The organism is Serratia bockelmannii, assembly GCF_051803255.1.
Classification (GTDB): Bacteria; Pseudomonadota; Gammaproteobacteria; order Enterobacterales; family Enterobacteriaceae; genus Serratia; species Serratia bockelmannii.
This window is the reverse complement of the sequence record NZ_CP196512.1, coordinates 3,511,122-3,527,193: the sequence shown is the minus strand read 5'-3', so window position 1 is coordinate 3,527,193 and position 16,072 is coordinate 3,511,122. Positions and strand designations below refer to the sequence as shown.

Below are 16,072 nucleotides of genomic sequence, written 5' to 3'. Positions count from 1 at the left end.
AAAAACGCCGCAATTGCGGCGTTCTTTATTTCGGCGTCCCGAAAGGTTCGAAAACGTAGCGATTAAACGCGAACGAAGTCGATGTGAGCCAGTTTTGGCTTGAACGGGTGACGCTGTACAGCCTGAACCTTAACTTTGGTTTCTTTACCGTCGATAACCAGAGTTACTGCTTCGCTGTAGAATTCTGGTTTAGCTTCCATGTTCTTAACAGAATCATGGTCCAATTCGATGGAAACTGCAGCTTCTTTGCCACCGTAAACGATAGCTGGGAATTTGTTTGCTGCACGCAGGCGGCGGCTCGCACCTTTACCCTGGTCTTTACGTACTTCTACATTGATAGTGAACATTGTTTTTTCTCTTAAAAGAAAATTTACCCTGCTACAGGCGACCCAAGTAGCAAGTTCGGAAACCCGCTTTAACGCTGGGCAGGCCCAGGTAAAGCGCGCGGCATTTTAACGGAAAGCCGCCCGCAGGGCAACGAAAACCTGCCCAGGTTGGGGACAGTTCGCTCAGGCCAACTGATTGGCGCGGCGGAAACGGCCTTGATAATCGAACACTTTCTCACGCACCTGCCAAAACTGCCCGCGCTTGCGCGCCACCACGAAATCGGGATGGCGCAGCGCCTGCTGTTGCGCCAGCACGTCGGCGGCGGTGTGCCAGGCGAACGGCACGCCCGGCGCGCGCTGATGCGGGCGCAGGAACAGCATCTCGAACGCTTTGCGCTGCGCCGGCGTCTGCAGGCGGAAGCGCTCGCTGGTGCTGGTGCCGTCCTCGTCGTAATAGGTGGCCTTCAGCCATTCGCCCTTGTCGTCGCGGCCGCTCTGCAGTTCCATGCCGCCGCAGCGCAGCACCAGCGCGTCTTTCAGCTTCAGCGCCGCCTTCAGCATGTCGTCGGGATCGACCAACACTTCCTGACATTGATGGCAGCGGCGTGCGGCGATATCGTTCTCCGCGCCGCAGTGCGGGCAACTCTTGAACCGGAAGCGGTAATCGCACTGCTCGCGGTGGCCGTCGTCGTCTTCCAGCCAGCCCTGGCAGCGGCGGCCGTAGTGCTCGATGATATCGCCGTTCTCGGTGCACTTGCCCCAGAACAGGTTGGCGAAGCCGCAGGCCGGGCAGAATACCTGCACCGGCTGGCTGTCGCCGTGCGGCTTGCTGACGCCGACCTCCGGCGTGAATAGATCGTGCGGGTTGCCGGCGTAGTCGAGGATCAGGCAATCCTTTTTGTTGGGCGCCAAACGCAGCCCGCGCCCGACGATCTGCTGGTACAGGCTGACGGACTCGGTGGGGCGCAGGATCGCGATCAGATCGACGTGCGGCGCGTCGAAACCGGTGGTCAATACCGCGACGTTGACCAGATAGCGCAGCCGCTGCTGTTTGAACGCGTCGATCAGCGCATCGCGCTCGGCGGGCGGCGTTTCGGCGCTGACCAGCGCGGCTTCGCCGTTCGGCAACAGGCCGTGGATCTCGCGGGCGTGCTCCACGGTGGCGGCGAAGATCATCACGCCTTTGCGATCCTCTGCGTATTCCACGATCTGGCTGATGATATGCGGCGTGACGCGGTTTTGCCGCTTCAGCTCGCGGTTCAGATCCGCTTCGCTGAACAGGCCGTTGCTTCTGGCTTCCAACCGGCTGAAATCGTACTGCACGATCGGCATATCCAGCCGCTCAGGCGGCACCAGGAAGCCGTTCTTAATCATGTAGCGCAGCGGCAGCTCGTAGATGCAGTCGCGAAACAGACTGGCGCCGTCGCCGCGGGTGAAGCCATGGTAGTGATACTGGTAAATCCAGCCCTTGCCCAGTCGGTAAGGCGTGGCGGTCAGCCCCAGCAGCCGCAGCTGCGGGTTGGTTTTCTGTAAATGCTGGATGATTTGCTGGTACTGGCTGTCGTCGTCGTCGCTGATGCGGTGGCATTCATCGACGATCAGCAGCGAAAAGGCGCCGTCGAACAGCGGCAGGTTGCGCGCGACGGACTGTACGCTGCCGAACACCACCTTGCCGGCGCTCTCTTTCTGCTGCAGGCCGGCGGCGAAGATATCCGCTTCCAGGCCGTAGGCGCAGTATTTGGCGTGGTTTTGCGCCACCAGTTCCTTGACGTGCGCCAGCACCAGCACCCGCCCGCGGGCGCGCTTCGCCAGCTCGGCGATCACCAGGCTTTTGCCGGCACCGGTCGGCAGCACGATCAGCGCCGGTTCGGGGTGCCGCCGGAAATGGTTGATGGTGGCTTCGACCGCTTCCAGTTGGTAGGGGCGTAGGGTAAAGGCCATAAATGAACGCCGTAGGTTGGAATGGGCCGCCGGGAACCGGTTTTGTCACCACTGTTCCCACAGAAACCGTGACATTTTACGTGCCGGGCGGCCGAAAAATTTCTATTATTATGCCTTCTGCGCGCGCGCGGTGCGAGAAGCGTGAAAATTACCCCTGTCGGGCAACGCGTTGTACCGCTATACTCGTGTGACAGCAATCGCTGTTCCCCCACGCGATTTCCCCCCTGAACCTGCCATTTGCACCCGGTGCAACGGCGGGCGTCATATTTTGGCAATACGATCAATGCGATCATAACAACGACAGGCAAAGCAGACCCCATGCGATTGGACAAGTTTTTATCTCAGCAGTTAGGCATTAGCCGTGCGCTGGTTGCGCGCGAACTTCGGGCTAAACGCGTCACCGTGGACGGTGAGGTGGTGAAGAGCGGGGCTGTCAAACTGACCCCGGAGCAAGAAGTGGCGTTCGACGGCAATCCGCTGCAGCAGCAGAACGGCCCGCGCTATTTCATGCTCAACAAACCGCAGGGTTACGTCTGTTCCACCGACGATCCCGATCATCCGACGGTGCTGTACTTCCTCGATGAGCCGGTCGCGTACAAGCTGCACGCCGCCGGGCGGTTGGATATCGACACCACCGGGCTGGTGCTGATGACCGACGACGGCCAGTGGTCGCACCGCGTCACGTCGCCACGCCACCACTGTGAGAAAACCTATTTGGTGACGCTGGAGCACCCGCTGGCGGAAGACACCGCGCAGCGTTTCGCCGAAGGGGTGCATCTGCACAACGAGAAAGATCTGACGCGGCCAGCGACGCTGGAGCAGGTCGACGAGCACGTGGTGCGCCTGACCCTCAGCGAAGGGCGCTACCACCAGGTGAAGCGGATGTTCGCTGCCGTCGGCAATCGGGTGATCGAGTTGCACCGCGAGCGCATCGGCGCCATCGTGCTGGATGACGATCTGGCGCCGGGCGAATACCGCCCACTGACCGAAGAAGAGATCGCCAGCGTGGGCGCGCCGCACCTGCAGGACTGATAACCGATCATCGATTGCGGCCGATTAAGGAGTCGTGGAACGTGCAACAGAACCGAACCTCTCATCTCGGTTTGATTTTCATTCTGGGCCTGTTGTCCATGTTGATGCCGTTGGCCATCGACATGTACCTGCCCAGTATGCCGGTGATCGCCGCCCAGTTTGGCGTCGAGTCCGGCAGCGTGCAGATGACGCTCAGCGCCTATATGCTCGGCTTTGCCTTCGGGCAGCTGTTCTATGGGCCGATGTCGGACAGCATCGGCCGCAAGCCGGTGATCCTGTGGGGTACGCTGATCTTCGCCATCGCCGGCTGCGCCTGCGCCATGGCGCAATCGATCGATCAGCTGATCGGGCTGCGTTTCCTGCACGGTTTGGCCGCCGCCGCCGCCAGCGTAGTGATCAACGCCTTGATGCGCGACATGTTCACCAAGGACGAGTTCTCGCGCATGATGTCGTTCGTCATTCTGGTGATGACCATCGCGCCGCTGCTGGCGCCGATGATCGGCGGGGCGCTGCTGCTGTGGTTCAGTTGGCACGCCATCTTCTGGACCATGGGCGCCGCGGCGTTGATCGGTTCACTGCTGGTGGCCCTGTTCATCAAGGAGACGCTGCCGAAAGAACGGCGACAGCGGTTCCACCTGCGCACCACGCTGGGCAACTTCGGTTCGCTGTTCCGCCACAAACGGGTGCTGAGCTACATGCTGGCCAGCGCCTTCTCGTTCGCCGGCATGTTCTCGTTCCTCAGCGCCGGGCCGTTCGTCTACATCGAACTGAACCACGTTTCGCCGCAACACTTCGGCTACTATTTTGCGCTGAACATCGTGTTCCTGTTCCTGACGACGCTGATCAACAGCCGCAACGTGCGGCGGTTCGGCGCGGTCAAGATGTTCAAGCTGGGGCTGCTGGTACAGCTGGCGATGGGGCTGTGGCTGCTGGCGGTGAGCGCTGTCGGTCTGGGTTTCTGGGCGCTGGTGATCGGCGTTGCGGTCTATCTGGGGTGCATCGCGATGATCTCCTCCAACGCCATGGCGGTGATCTTGGATGATTTCCCGCATATGGCGGGCACGGCTTCTTCCTTGGCCGGTACGTTGCGCTTCAGCATCGGTGCGCTGGTGGGAGCGGTGCTGTCGATGGCGCCGGGCAAAAGCGCCTGGCCCATGGTCACCTCGATGGCGCTGTGCAGCATCGTGGCGGTGCTGTTCTATGTTTACGCCAGCCGGCCGCGCGATCGCGCAGCCTGACGTTCTCCCGATTCGGGGCGTTTTGCCCCGCATCGCCTTAGGGTTGCGCCTTGCCATTTCAGGGTGCAACTGGCAATGAAAAATTTGTTGCTAAATATACGCAAGCTAATTAATTGGCCGTTTTCCCCTCTGTGTGCTTTTTGTTAAAAAATTCCGCCATCGTGCCGCCCAATATTCCCCGGGAGGCGCGGCGCTCTGTCGGCTGAACAGCGTGAGCGGTTTGTATTAGGATTGATATAAATCAAGCTATTAGAAGAGACAGTTGCGCTAGCGTGGTGGGCTAAATGTTTCTTCATTGTAAAAATATGGCGACGGAAAAGTAGTCGCATTGCAAGAAAAAAGAGTTGAGATCGCTGCGGGAAAGGGTTACATATAACGCAAAAATGCGAGCTGAGTCGCAAAATGCCGTGAAATAACACCGCACGGCGCGCCAAAAAATGGCACGGCATCGGCAAGCACGGGGTCAGGTTAATGGCTAGCGGCAAAATTTACATTTAAATAACATTTGTGCGCGGCAGAGTCGGGAGTCAACGGCTATAACTTAGTAACCCTGTCAGGTAAAAGTGTTTCACCTTTTCAATCTAGGGATTTCATGTGGAAAGTATCCAACTTTCGGTAGTGCATCGCTTGCCGCAAAGTTATCGTTGGCTATCTGGTTTCACCGGCGTGAAGGTCGAACCGATTCCGTTTAACGGAATAGACGAAGATAACAACCTGATTGGTCTGAAGTTACTCAGCCATGAAGGGGCCGAGGCCTGGCAGGTCATGCAACAGCTCAATCTGTCGCTGCAGGAGATTCAGGTCGACTGCGCGATTGTTGAATGGGAAGGGGAACCTTGCCTGTTCGTGCAGCGCAGCGACGAGAGCGCCACCATGTGCCGCCTGAAAAACGTCGGCGCCGCGATCGCCGAACCGCTCAGCGCGCAATACCCTTTCTAAATTCGCCGCTAGTCCGCCAACTGCAGCAGTTGACGGGTATAGTCGGCGGCGGGCGCCGCGAAAATCGCCCGGCAGTCTCCCTGTTCAACCACTTCTCCCTGTCGCAACACGATGATCTGGTGGCATAGCGAACGCACCACCTGCAGGTCATGGCTGATGAACAGATAAGCCAGCCGGTGGCGTTGCTGCAGCGATTTCAGCAGCGTCAGGATCTGCGCCTGCACCGATTTATCCAGCGAAGAGGTCGGCTCGTCGAGGATCAGCAACTGTGGCTGCAGGATCAGTGCACGCGCGATGGCGATACGCTGGCGCTGGCCACCGGAAAACTCGGTGGGATAGCGGTGGCGCAACTGCGGGTCCAGCCCGACCTCCTGCAACACCGCGATCACGCGCTGTTCCCGTTGCTCGGCGGTAAGCCGCTGGTGCACTTCCAGCCCTTCGGCGATGATCTGCTGTACGTTCAGGCGCGGGTTCAGGGCGGAATAGGGATCCTGGAAGACGATTTGCATTCGGCTGCGGTAGGGCAGCATCTGCTTCATCGTGAGCGGGTGCAGCGGTTCGCCGTCGAACCAGATGGCGCCCTGAGAGGCCAGCAGGCGCAGCAGCGCCAGCCCGGTGGTACTTTTGCCCGAGCCGGATTCTCCCACCAGCCCCACGCTTTCCCCGGCGCGCAGCTCGAAACTCAATGATTTCAATGCATAGTGATAATCCACCGTGCGGCGCAGCAGGCCGCGTCGAATAGGGAAGCGCACCTGCAGATTTTCCACTTTGAGCAGCGGCCGCTCGTCGCCGGGGCGCCCGTTGGCTGCGGCAGGCAGCGGCAGCGGTTCACCGACGTCCTCGGCGGCCAGCAGCTGCTGCGTGTAAGGATGTTGCGGCCGGCTGAACAGCTGCGTGCGGGCGTTTTGCTCTACGCAGCGCCCCTGACGCATTACCGCCACGTTATCCGCCAGGCGGCGCACGATATTCAGATTATGGGTGATAAACAACAACCCCATGCCCATCTCCTGCTTCAGTTCTTGCAGCAGCGTCAGGATCTGCGCCTGGATAGTAACGTCGAGCGCGGTGGTGGGTTCGTCGGCGATCAGCAGTTTTGGGCGGGTCAACACCGCCATGGCGATCATCACCCGCTGGCGTTCGCCGCCGGACAGCTGATGCGGGTAATCCTGCAGCCGGCTCTTGGCCTGACGGATGCCGACGCGTTCCAGGCACTCGACGATCTCTGCGCGCGCGGCTTCGCGCCGCAGGCCGCGGTGCAGCATCAACACTTCCGCCAGCTGTTTTTCGATGGTGTGCAGTGGGTTAAGCGACACCATCGGCTCCTGAAAGATCATCGCGATCTGATTGCCGCGCACCTTGCGCAGCGCCGCTTCCGGCGCATGCAGCAACGAGTCGCCGTTGAACAGGATATCACCGGCAGGGTAAACCACCGGCGGCGCGGGCAGCAGGCGCAGTATCGACAGGGCGGTGACGCTTTTGCCGGAGCCGGATTCCCCTACCAGCGCCAGCGTTTCCGCCGGCGCGATTTGCAGCGAGAGTGCGTTGACCACCGGCGTGACGGTGTCGCCCTGGCGGAAGGCGATGCTGAGATCTTGAATTGCGAGCAAAGGAGTGGCCATATCAATGCGCCTTGCTGGGGTCAAAGGCGTCGCGCACCGCTTCGCCGATAAAGATTAATAACGACAGCAGCACTGCCAATACCAAGAAGGCGGTGATGCCGAGCCACGGCGCCTGCAGATTGTTTTTGCCTTGCAGCAGCAATTCGCCGAGCGACGGCGAGCCTATCGGCAGCCCGAAGCCGAGGAAATCGAGCGACGTCAGGGTGGTGATCGAGCCGCAAAGGATAAACGGCAGGAAGGTCAGCGTCGCCACCGTGGCGTTAGGCAGCATATGGCGGGACATGATCACGCGATCCGGCACGCCCATGGCGCGCGCGGCGCGGATGTAGTCAAAGTTGCGGGTGCGCAAGAATTCGGCGCGCACTACGCCCACCAGGCTCATCCAGCCGAACAGGATGGTGATGCCGAGCAGCCACCAGAAATTGGGCTGGACGATGCTCGACAACAGGATGATCAGAAACAGCGTCGGCATGCCCGGCCACACTTCGATAAATCGCTGCCCCCACAGGTCGAAACGCCCGCCGTAATACCCCTGGGTCGCGCCGACGCACACGCCGATCAGGCTGGAAAACAGCGTCAACGCCAGGCCGAACAGCATCGAGATGCGAAAACCGTACAGCACCCGAGCCAGCACATCGCCGCCGTTGCTGTCGGTGCCCAGCAGGTTATGGCGCGAAGGCGGCGAAGGGAAGGGCACCTCGGTGGCGAAGTTGATGGTGTCGTAGCTGAAACGGATCGGCGCCCAGACCGCCCAGCCGTGCCGTTCGATCTGCCGCTGGACAAACGGATCCTGATAGTCGGCCTCGGTGTTCAGCTCGCCGCCGAAGGCGGTTTCGCTGTAGCTAATCATAAACGGCAGGTATAACCGGCCTTCATAACGCACCAACAGCGGTTTGTCGTTGGCGATCAGATCGGCGGCCAGACTCAGGGTGAACAGCACCAGAAAGATCCACAGCGACCAGTAGCCGCGGCGGTTGCGGCGAAAGCGCGCCCAGCGCGCCTGGTTGATTGGGCTAAGGCGGCTCATTGGCGGGCCTCGAAGTCAATGCGCGGATCGACCAGGGTGTAGGTGACATCGCTGAGGATGTTCAACAGCAGGCCGATCAAGGTGAAGATATACAGCGTGCCGAACATCACCGGGTAGTCGCGCTGCAGCGTGGCGTCGTAGCCCAGCAGCCCCAGACCGTTGAGCGAGAACATCACCTCAATCAGCAGCGATCCGGTAAAGAACATGCTGATAAAGGTGGCCGGAAAACCGGCGATCACCAGCAGCATGGCGTTGCGGAACACGTGGCGGTACAGGATCTTTTTTTCGTCCAACCCTTTGGCGCGGGCGGTGGTGACGTACTGTTTGCGGATCTCATCGAGGAACGCGTTTTTGGTCAGCATGGTCAGGGTGGCGAAGCCGCCGATCACCGTCGCCAGCACCGGCAACGTGATGTGCCACAGGTAGTCGGCGATCTTCGCCGGCCAGGAAAGGGTGTCGAAGTTGCTGGACACCAGGCCGCGCAGCGGGAACCAGTCGAGGTAGCTGCCGCCGGCGAACAGCACGATCATCAGGATAGCGAACAGGAAAGCCGGAATGGCGTAGCCGATGATGATCAGCGTGCTGCTCCAGGTATCGAATGCGCTGCCGTTGTGGACGGCCTTGCGGATGCCGAGCGGGATCGACACCAGATAGATGATCAGCGTGCTCCAAAGGCCCAGCGTGATGGAGACCGGCAGGCTCTGCCTAATCAGTTGCATCACCGAAGCGCCGCGAAACAGGCTGTCGCCGAAGTCGAAGCGCATATAGTTCCACAGCATGGTGAAGTAGCGTTCGTGCAGCGGTTTGTCGAAGCCGTACCGTTGGGTGATCTCGGCGATCACCTCCGGATCCAGGCCGCGCGAACCGCGATATTGGCCGTCGCCTGCCGCGATGCCCGTCCGGGCATGGCCCAGGCCTTCGCCGACACCGCCGCTGCCAAAACCGCTGCCGTGCCCCAGCTCGATGGCGGCGATGGCCTGATCCACCGGGCCACCGGGCGCGATTTGCACGATAAAAAAGTTGATGGTGATGATCGCCCACAGCGTGGGGATCACCAATAACAGTCTGCGTATCAGATAGGCCGCCATTCCGACTCCTTATTGCCGCTGAGCCGGTAAGCGCGCCGCCTTGTTGACGTCGTACCACCAGTTGTCGAAGCCGATCGCATAGGCCGGGCGGATCGACGGCGTGGAGAATTTGTCCCAATAGGCATAGCGATCGTGGTTGGAGTACCACATCGGCAGCATGTAGTTGTTCCAGGTCAGCACCCGGTCCAGCGCGCGGCCGAGCGGCAACAGGGCTTTTTCATCGCCCTGATGGGCGGCGATTTGCCTGACCAGGCTGTCAACCGCCGGGTCCTTGACGCCGGGGGTGTTATAGCTGGAATCGATGTACTGCGAATCCCAAATGATTTGCAAGTTGGCGCTGGGGAACGGCATTGCCATATACACCGTCGACATCATGTCGAAATCGCGCTCGCGCAGACGGCGGGTGTACTGCGAGGCGTCAATCTCGCGGATTTGCATCTCGATGCCCAACCGCTGCAGGTTGTGGCGGAACGGCATCACATATTGGAAGTTGCTGCCGCTCAGCAGCATCAATTCAAAGGTGAACGGCTGGCCGGTTTTCGCGTTGACTAACTTTTGATTTTTGACCACCCAACCGGCTTCTTTCAGCAGTTGGGTCGCCTTCAGCAGGTTTTGCCGATCGTTGCCGCTGCCGTCGGAGGAGGGCGGTTGGTAGATGCTGGTAAACACCTCTGGCGGTATCTGGCCTTTGAGCGGCGCCAGCAAGGCCAGTTCAGCGGCGTCCGGGTAGCCGCGGGCGGCGTAGGCGGTATTTTGGAAATAGCTGTCGGCGCGCTGATAGGCGTTGTAATACAGCGCTTTGTTCATCCAGTTGAAGTCGAAAGCCAGGCCGATCGCTTCCCGTACCCGACGATCGGCGAACAGCGGTTTTTGCAGGTTAAACGCCAGCCAGCGGGTATTCTGTGCCGCCTGATTGGTTTCGTCCTGTTTGATGATGTAGTTGCGCGCGAAATTACCGCCCTGATACTGGGTGGCCCAGCTCTTGGGCGACGGCTCGATGCGGAAATCATAAGCGCCGGCCTTGAAGGCTTCCAGCGCCACTTTATCGTCCAGGTAATAATCGTAGCGAATGCTGTCGAAGTTATAGCGGCCGCGATTCACCGGTAGGTTGGCGGCCCAGTAGTCGCGCACCCGCTGATAGGTGATGTACTGGCCGAGGCGGTAATCGCCGATTTTGTACGGGCCGCTGGCGAGCGGCGGGGTGCTGAGCGGTTCGTTGAGCTTATGGTTTTTCCAGAAGCTTTCCGGCAATACGCGCAGGCTGAGCAGGCTGAGGATTTGATCGCGATTTGCCTTAGGCAGCTCGATGCGCACCGTCAGCCGGGAAATGGCCTTGACCGTGACGCCTTTGTAAAAGGAGCGAAACTGCGGTACGCCTTCGGTCATGAATTTATTGAAAGTAAAGGCCACGTCGGCGGCGGTGATCGGGCTGCCGTCCTGGAAGCGGGCGCGGGCGTTGATATCCAATTCCATCCAGCGCATGTCGGCTGGGAAACGGGCCGATTCGGCAATCAACGGGTAATAGCTGCCGGGTTCGTCGTCGGAGTTGGTGAACAGCGTATCGTACAGCTCCATCGTGCGCTCGCCGGGTACGCCGCGGGTAGCGAAACGGTTGAAGTTGTCGTAGGTGCCGATGGCCGCCAGCCGTACGTCGCCGCCTTTGGGCGCCGCCGGGTTGACGTAGTCGAAATGGCTGAAGTCGGTGGCGTATTTCGGTTCACCGAGCAGGGCGAAAGCGTAGCTTTCGTTGAGGGCTTCGGCCTGCAGACCGAAACTCAGTGCCGAGAGCACCAGAGCAGCGAAAATGCGCACGGACATCGGACGGTAAGCTCCTGCTGTGGAATAAGGTACAACCTGCGCCCGGCATAACATTCTTCGGGTGGGCGCAGGGTAAAGTTGCCTAAAGATTAACTATTTTTTTCCTGATAATCAAAGACCTGATTAGCATTGCAGTAAGCGACGAAATCATCGATGCTCAGCGGCTTGCTGAAGTAGTAGCCCTGCATGAAGTTGACGCCGTGTTCTTGCAGGAACTGCATCTGCTCGGCGGTTTCCACGCCCTCGGCCACCGTCAGCATTTTCAGCTTTTTCGCCAGCGAGATCACCGCATCCAGCACCGGCGCGGTGACCGTATCCTGGCCGATGGTGTTGACGAAGCCGCGATCGATCTTCAGGTAATCCATGGTGAAGCGCTCAAGATAGATCAACGCGCTGTGCCCGGTGCCGAAATCGTCCACCGCGATCTCGATACCCTGTTTGTGCAGCCAGTCGAACTCCGCCAGCGCGCTCTCTTCTTCCACCATGCCGCGTTCGGTGATTTCAAACACCAGCGTAAAGTAATCGCCCGGCAGTTGCGTCAGTAGTTCATACACGTCCTGATGGAACGACGGCGCGCTAAGGTGGGCGGGGGAAATATTGAGACCGACTTTGCCTCCCCGTGGCAGCGCTTTGGCGAGCTGCGGCGCATCTTCGGCGATCAGCCTGAACAGATGGCGGGTAAGCGGCACGATCAGCCCGTTGCTTTCGGCGTAGGGGATAAAGACATCGGGCGGGATGCGGCCCTCGAGCGGATGCTGCCAGCGGATCAGCGCTTCCAGCCCACCAATGCTGTTGCTGTCGGTATGGAACACCGGCTGGTATTCGATAAAGAACTCGTTGCGCTTGATGCCGCGCAGCAGCGCGCGCTCCGGGCTTTGCCGCAACAGCAGCATATAGTAGCAGAGCACGCCAATCATCAGTGACAGCACCAGGCTGCCCAGCAGCGTCAGGCGAATGTCATTGGGCGTCAGTTTCTCGTTGTAGAACAGGATGGTCAGCGGCAGATTGGGCATCGTCAGGGTATCCGCCTTGCCTTTCGGCAGTTGATCGACCGGCATCAGGTTCGGGCTGAAGGTGGTCAGGGCGCGGTTGCCCATCACGATGGCGATGCCCGGCGCCTGTTCGTCATGCGAGGTGAACAGTAAATAGGGCATCAGATCGATGTCCAGCGTAGCGAGGATGCCGGTGGCCTTTTCGCCGGGATGCCGCAGCCAAACCGCCACCGCCGGTTTGTTCGGTACGATCGGCGTGCCCTGCTGCAGCTTCAGATCCAAAGGCAGATCCCAGTCGATTTCCTGGTAGAGATTTTTCATCGGCAACATCATGTCACCGGTGGCGGAAGAGCAATAGGCGTAGCCGCCTTTTACCAACAGGAAGGTGCGCACGCCGCTGGTAAAGGCCGCTTGGTAGGTAATATCCGACTGGCTGGAGAGGCAAGGCTTGTCCAGTAGCGGCATCATTTGCTGCATCACTGCCGTCAGGTGCGAGATATAACCCAGCGTGAATTTTTGCGTACGCGCTTCGACCTTGTGTTGATATTGCGTGCGCTGGTGGTTGATCAAAGAAAGCGTGACCGCAGTGAAGAGCGTAAAAAATACCAGGGCAGCGACACCGCTTTTAGCCAGGCTGCGCTGTCGGTGAGACACGCTGCGGGCAAAAGCTCTTTTCAAGCCCATAACCGAGTCCTCTGCAACCGGGCGTCAGGGGTGTCGCACAGCCAGTTAATGGATTGTGCAAACGGCTTTTTTTTCATTTTTGACTTTTTATCCCGAACCAACCGGCGGCGCCGTTTAAATACGCGACGTCGCCGACAGAAATATAATGCGCCTATTTTAAGCGGAAACGTTTTAAATAACGCCGGGGCGCCGTTGCCGTCATCTGACGATAATAGGCGAGTTTTTCCTCGATGGCGCGATTTCCTGCCAACAGTTTATCAAAATAACGACGTGCGGCAGTGTTAAGTGGGGAACGGTGACGATAAGGCAGGGATCAATCTTGATGATACCCATTCGACAGCCAAAAAAAAACGCCGCCCGTAGGCGGCGCTTATCGCTCGTTTGGTATTCAGGATCTTCAGGGCGTTGCGCCGTCAGCCGTTGGTCAACACTCGGCGTGCTTCTCGATAACGTTTATTCCAATAGTTATCGGTCAGCTTGGAAATCATGACGCCACTGCTGGTAGAAGCGTGAACGAACTGATCGTTACCTAAATAGATACCGACATGGCGCCCGGTAGAACCGGCGCGGAACAGCACTAAATCGCCGGCGCGCAGCTTGGTGCGCTGGATTTTCTTGCCGAGATCTTCCTGTTCATAGGTAGAACGCGGTAAATCCATACCGAACTGTTCGCGGAAGGTGCGCTGTACAAACGCCGAGCAATCGATGCCGCGCTTGGTGTCACCGCCTAAGCGGTAGCGAACACCTTTCCAGTCCGCGTACTGATCCATAATCTTTGACTTGACGTCAACGTTGCGGACCATCGCTTCGAATTCATCCTGAGAGGCTTGCAGTAAAAGACCGTCTTTGTCATTAACTGCACGCATCTCAGTTTGTGCGTTATTCAAGTTCGAAGTGTGAGTCGAGCTGCACGCTGACAGCATAACCGCAGCGGCAATTGCAGGGACTACCCGCAAAAAATATCTCAGAAACGGTTGAGATTTGACCATTGTTGTTGTTTTCCCTTGAAGTCCTTAACGACGAAAGTCGCTACCTGAAAAATGCCAAACGGAACGAGCCTAGTCCGCACCTGTTGCATCGACAACCAGTTACCGTTGAAAACGTGCGAGAACGCACATTTTTATCGGATTCCATACTGATTCGACTTAAACCAGGCACAAACGCATCTGAGATTACCGGAACAAATAGGGGATTGCGAGCCTTTTTCCCGTCTTTTTTATATGAATTTGTGATGTAACATAATGTAAATCTTCATATAAAAAACGCCAATTGTCCGATGTATGAATCTGGCGTGAAATCAGGTTGCAAAAGCGTTAACGACTGGTGGCGACATTTTGCGCTCGGCGAAGGGGGAAAGGCCGGGAGGCGGGCACCTCCCGGTATGAGTCATAAATGCATATTATGGTTGGCTGGGACGGTGCTTGCCGGGCAACAGGCGGTTCAACCGATCGACGATCCAGTCGCTGCAAGGCGTCATCAGCACCCAGCTGGCACCAACCAGCACCACGGACAGCGAGCCGACGGCGATATCGGTAAACCAGTGGGCGCCAATCATCACGCGTGGCAATGAGAAGACCAGCGTAATCAGCAGGGCGATGGCAAAGGCGCCGCGGCCGAAATAGCGCAGCATAAAGCAGGAAAAAATAATCAGCATCATGCCGTGGTCGCCGGGGAAGCTGTCGCCGGAAGCGTCCTTAGTGGGGATGCCGGTCAGTTCGCTGACGCGATTGATATTGTCAAAGGTCAGGGTGGGGCTCGGATGCTTCACCGGCAGCAGATGGCCAAGCTGGTTCAGCACCACGGCGGTCAGCAGCATCACCACGCCGGTGATCACCAGACGGCGGCGGCCGGCGGCGTCCTGCTTCAGATAAAAGTACAGATACAGCAGCCCCATGGCGAGCAGCGAGATCGCGTCGAACGCGCGGTTGTTGGTGATGGCGACCAGGTGCAAAAACGCCGGGTCGGTGGCCAGATGGCGGTTAAAGAAGAAGAAGATCGCCGAATCCAGGGTAAACCAGCCGCCGTGATTGGCCGGCAGGAACCAGGACAGAAACAGCGCAACGCCCAGTAAATTGAAGAAGAGAATGAAGGGTAAATTGCGGCGTGTCATGACATAAACCTGTTGGAAAAATGAAAACGAAACAAAACCCGGTTGCCCTGCGACAACCGGGGGGCAACGGTACGGGGTTTAACTTAAACGAATCTTAAACAAGGCGGATTGCAGGGCGTTCCAATCGGCATTTTCGCTGTGGATCAGTTCAATTCGGCTGTCGAGCGGTGCGAGCGGGCGGGTTTCGATGTTGAGATCCTGCCCCTGGCGATTGATCAGCAATGTGCCTTCGGGGATGCGCACCACGCCTTTGATTCGTTCGACCGGCGCCAGCCGCACCCACTCCATGAAACCGACGGTATCGAACCGGGTGTCGCCGTCAAAAATCCAGCCGCAGCTGGTGAAGCCTTGCCCTTCGTTCAGCGCTCGCCGCCAACGGGCGTGTTCCGGCAGCCGCAGCGCCGCCAGCCCCTGCTTTTTCGCCTGACCATGATGATGCTGCGCGTCCGGCAATTCTGTACGATTTGTGCGAGGAAGTGACAACAGCGCGACATCTGCTTCGCCTTGCGCGATGGCGTAGCAGGGCCGCTGCAGCGAATCTTGCGCCCTCCAGGCTTCCAGCGCCAGTCTGTCTTGCGGTTGATAGGTGTCGTTTTTGCTGGCCAGAATAACGTCGGCCGCGGCCAGCTGATCGCGGAAATTTTCGTTGTCGCGGTAGCGGGGTTGGCTAAGCTGGCGGGCATCCAGCAGGCACAGCGTGGCCTGCAGATCGATCCAGCCGGCATAGCTCTCCTGGGTCAGCAGTGACAGGATTTGCTTCGGGTGTCCTAGCCCGGTCGGCTCGATCAGCAGCCGGTCCGGTTTGGCCTGTTGCAACAGCATATTCAAGCCCACCTGCATCGGCAGGCCGTTGACGCAGCACATGCAACCGCCGGGGATCTCTTTGAGCACCGCGCCGCTGTCCGCCAGCAGCGCGCCGTCGATGCCGATCTCGCCGAATTCATTGACCAATACCGCCCAGCGTTCATGTTCGGGTTTATGAGCCAGCAAATGGCGGATAGTGGTGGTTTTACCGCTGCCGAGGAAACCGGTAATCAAATTGGTTTTGGTCATTAATCATTCCTGGCGCAAAAATTAACCTGCTTAATAAATGAGTTACGCAGCCGTATCGGTGAAACGACCGCGATTTAATTTGTGCTCTATCTCGCAAATTTTGCACGTCACCCTGCGCTTTTCAACCGATAAAATCCACCTTTCTTTGCAAGAAAATTCTTAGATAAAACCCTGTATTAGATACGGTTAACTTTTGTTAGTAGCT

At 58.5% G+C, this 16,072-nt stretch carries 13 protein-coding genes; 3 read left to right on the top strand and 10 right to left on the bottom strand.

Annotated elements, in window-relative coordinates; all coding sequences use genetic code 11:
• Positions 1-62: 62 nt before the first annotated feature.
• Together rplY and ACSJLU_RS16795 are read right to left on the bottom strand one after the other, a co-directional pair.
• Positions 63-347, bottom strand: a complete 285-nt coding sequence (gene rplY, locus ACSJLU_RS16800; RefSeq protein ID WP_019453645.1) for a 50S ribosomal protein L25 — start codon at positions 345-347, stop codon at positions 63-65.
• Positions 348-509: 162 nt separating this feature from the next.
• Entirely contained in the window at positions 510-2,267 is a 1,758-nt protein-coding gene (locus ACSJLU_RS16795; RefSeq protein WP_043136446.1) for a DEAD/DEAH box helicase, read from the bottom strand.
• Positions 2,268-2,585: 318 nt separating this feature from the next.
• Between ACSJLU_RS16795 and rsuA the strand changes: the two genes are divergently transcribed.
• From rsuA to ACSJLU_RS16780, 3 genes are all read left to right on the top strand, one after another.
• Positions 2,586-3,299, top strand: coding sequence for a 16S rRNA pseudouridine(516) synthase RsuA (rsuA, locus tag ACSJLU_RS16790; protein ID WP_439041013.1), 714 nt, complete (start codon positions 2,586-2,588; stop codon positions 3,297-3,299).
• Positions 3,300-3,340: 41 nt separating this feature from the next.
• The gene (locus ACSJLU_RS16785; protein ID WP_025303559.1) at positions 3,341-4,537 is read left to right on the top strand and encodes a Bcr/CflA family multidrug efflux MFS transporter; all 1,197 of its coding nucleotides are present in this window, start codon (positions 3,341-3,343) and stop codon (positions 4,535-4,537) included.
• Positions 4,538-5,131: 594 nt separating this feature from the next.
• Positions 5,132-5,476: a YejG family protein gene (locus ACSJLU_RS16780; RefSeq protein ID WP_004935763.1), complete on the top strand. Its 345-nt coding sequence runs from the start codon at positions 5,132-5,134 to the stop codon at positions 5,474-5,476.
• Between the two features lie 8 nt (positions 5,477-5,484).
• On the opposite strand, the gene yejF is transcribed toward ACSJLU_RS16780, so the two are convergent.
• The 8 genes from yejF to ACSJLU_RS16740 all read right to left on the bottom strand — a co-directional run bounded on the left by yejF (position 5,485) and on the right by ACSJLU_RS16740 (position 15,867).
• Positions 5,485-7,095 (bottom strand): microcin C ABC transporter ATP-binding protein YejF, encoded by a 1,611-nt coding sequence (yejF, locus tag ACSJLU_RS16775; protein ID WP_025303558.1) that lies wholly within the window; start codon positions 7,093-7,095, stop codon positions 5,485-5,487.
• A gap of 1 nt (position 7,096) precedes the next feature.
• Entirely contained in the window at positions 7,097-8,122 is a 1,026-nt protein-coding gene (locus ACSJLU_RS16770) for an ABC transporter permease (RefSeq protein ID WP_439041012.1), read from the bottom strand.
• Positions 8,119-9,210, bottom strand: a complete 1,092-nt coding sequence (locus ACSJLU_RS16765; RefSeq protein ID WP_049208502.1) for a microcin C ABC transporter permease YejB — start codon at positions 9,208-9,210, stop codon at positions 8,119-8,121. The genes ACSJLU_RS16770 and ACSJLU_RS16765 overlap by 4 nt, the downstream gene beginning before the upstream one ends.
• Positions 9,211-9,219: 9 nt before the next feature.
• Positions 9,220-11,028 (bottom strand): extracellular solute-binding protein, encoded by a 1,809-nt coding sequence (locus tag ACSJLU_RS16760; protein ID WP_049208504.1) that lies wholly within the window; start codon positions 11,026-11,028, stop codon positions 9,220-9,222.
• 89 nt (positions 11,029-11,117) lie between these two features.
• Complete coding sequence (locus ACSJLU_RS16755) at positions 11,118-12,704, bottom strand: cyclic di-GMP phosphodiesterase (protein ID WP_025303554.1); 1,587 nt, start codon at positions 12,702-12,704, stop codon at positions 11,118-11,120.
• A gap of 413 nt (positions 12,705-13,117) precedes the next feature.
• The gene (gene mepS, locus ACSJLU_RS16750; RefSeq protein WP_025303553.1) at positions 13,118-13,693 is read right to left on the bottom strand and encodes a bifunctional murein DD-endopeptidase/murein LD-carboxypeptidase; all 576 of its coding nucleotides are present in this window, start codon (positions 13,691-13,693) and stop codon (positions 13,118-13,120) included.
• A gap of 410 nt (positions 13,694-14,103) precedes the next feature.
• Positions 14,104-14,814, bottom strand: coding sequence for a phosphatase PAP2 family protein (locus ACSJLU_RS16745; RefSeq protein ID WP_025303552.1), 711 nt, complete (start codon positions 14,812-14,814; stop codon positions 14,104-14,106).
• A gap of 78 nt (positions 14,815-14,892) precedes the next feature.
• Entirely contained in the window at positions 14,893-15,867 is a 975-nt protein-coding gene (locus ACSJLU_RS16740) for a CobW family GTP-binding protein (protein WP_025303551.1), read from the bottom strand.
• Positions 15,868-16,072: the final 205 nt, after the last annotated feature.

Coding starts and splice junctions, on each gene's coding strand:
- rplY (WP_019453645.1), bottom strand. CDS start 347: ATGTTCACTATCAATGTAGAAGTACGTAAAGACCAGGGTAAAGGTGCG.
- ACSJLU_RS16795 (WP_043136446.1), bottom strand. CDS start 2,267: ATGGCCTTTACCCTACGCCCCTACCAACTGGAAGCGGTCGAAGCCACC.
- rsuA (WP_439041013.1), top strand. CDS start 2,586: ATGCGATTGGACAAGTTTTTATCTCAGCAGTTAGGCATTAGCCGTGCG.
- yejF (WP_025303558.1), bottom strand. CDS start 7,095: ATGGCCACTCCTTTGCTCGCAATTCAAGATCTCAGCATCGCCTTCCGC.
- ACSJLU_RS16770 (WP_439041012.1), bottom strand. CDS start 8,122: ATGAGCCGCCTTAGCCCAATCAACCAGGCGCGCTGGGCGCGCTTTCGC.
- ACSJLU_RS16765 (WP_049208502.1), bottom strand. CDS start 9,210: ATGGCGGCCTATCTGATACGCAGACTGTTATTGGTGATCCCCACGCTG.
- ACSJLU_RS16760 (WP_049208504.1), bottom strand. CDS start 11,028: ATGTCCGTGCGCATTTTCGCTGCTCTGGTGCTCTCGGCACTGAGTTTC.
- ACSJLU_RS16755 (WP_025303554.1), bottom strand. CDS start 12,704: ATGGGCTTGAAAAGAGCTTTTGCCCGCAGCGTGTCTCACCGACAGCGC.
- mepS (WP_025303553.1), bottom strand. CDS start 13,693: ATGGTCAAATCTCAACCGTTTCTGAGATATTTTTTGCGGGTAGTCCCT.
- ACSJLU_RS16745 (WP_025303552.1), bottom strand. CDS start 14,814: ATGACACGCCGCAATTTACCCTTCATTCTCTTCTTCAATTTACTGGGC.
- ACSJLU_RS16740 (WP_025303551.1), bottom strand. CDS start 15,867: ATGACCAAAACCAATTTGATTACCGGTTTCCTCGGCAGCGGTAAAACC.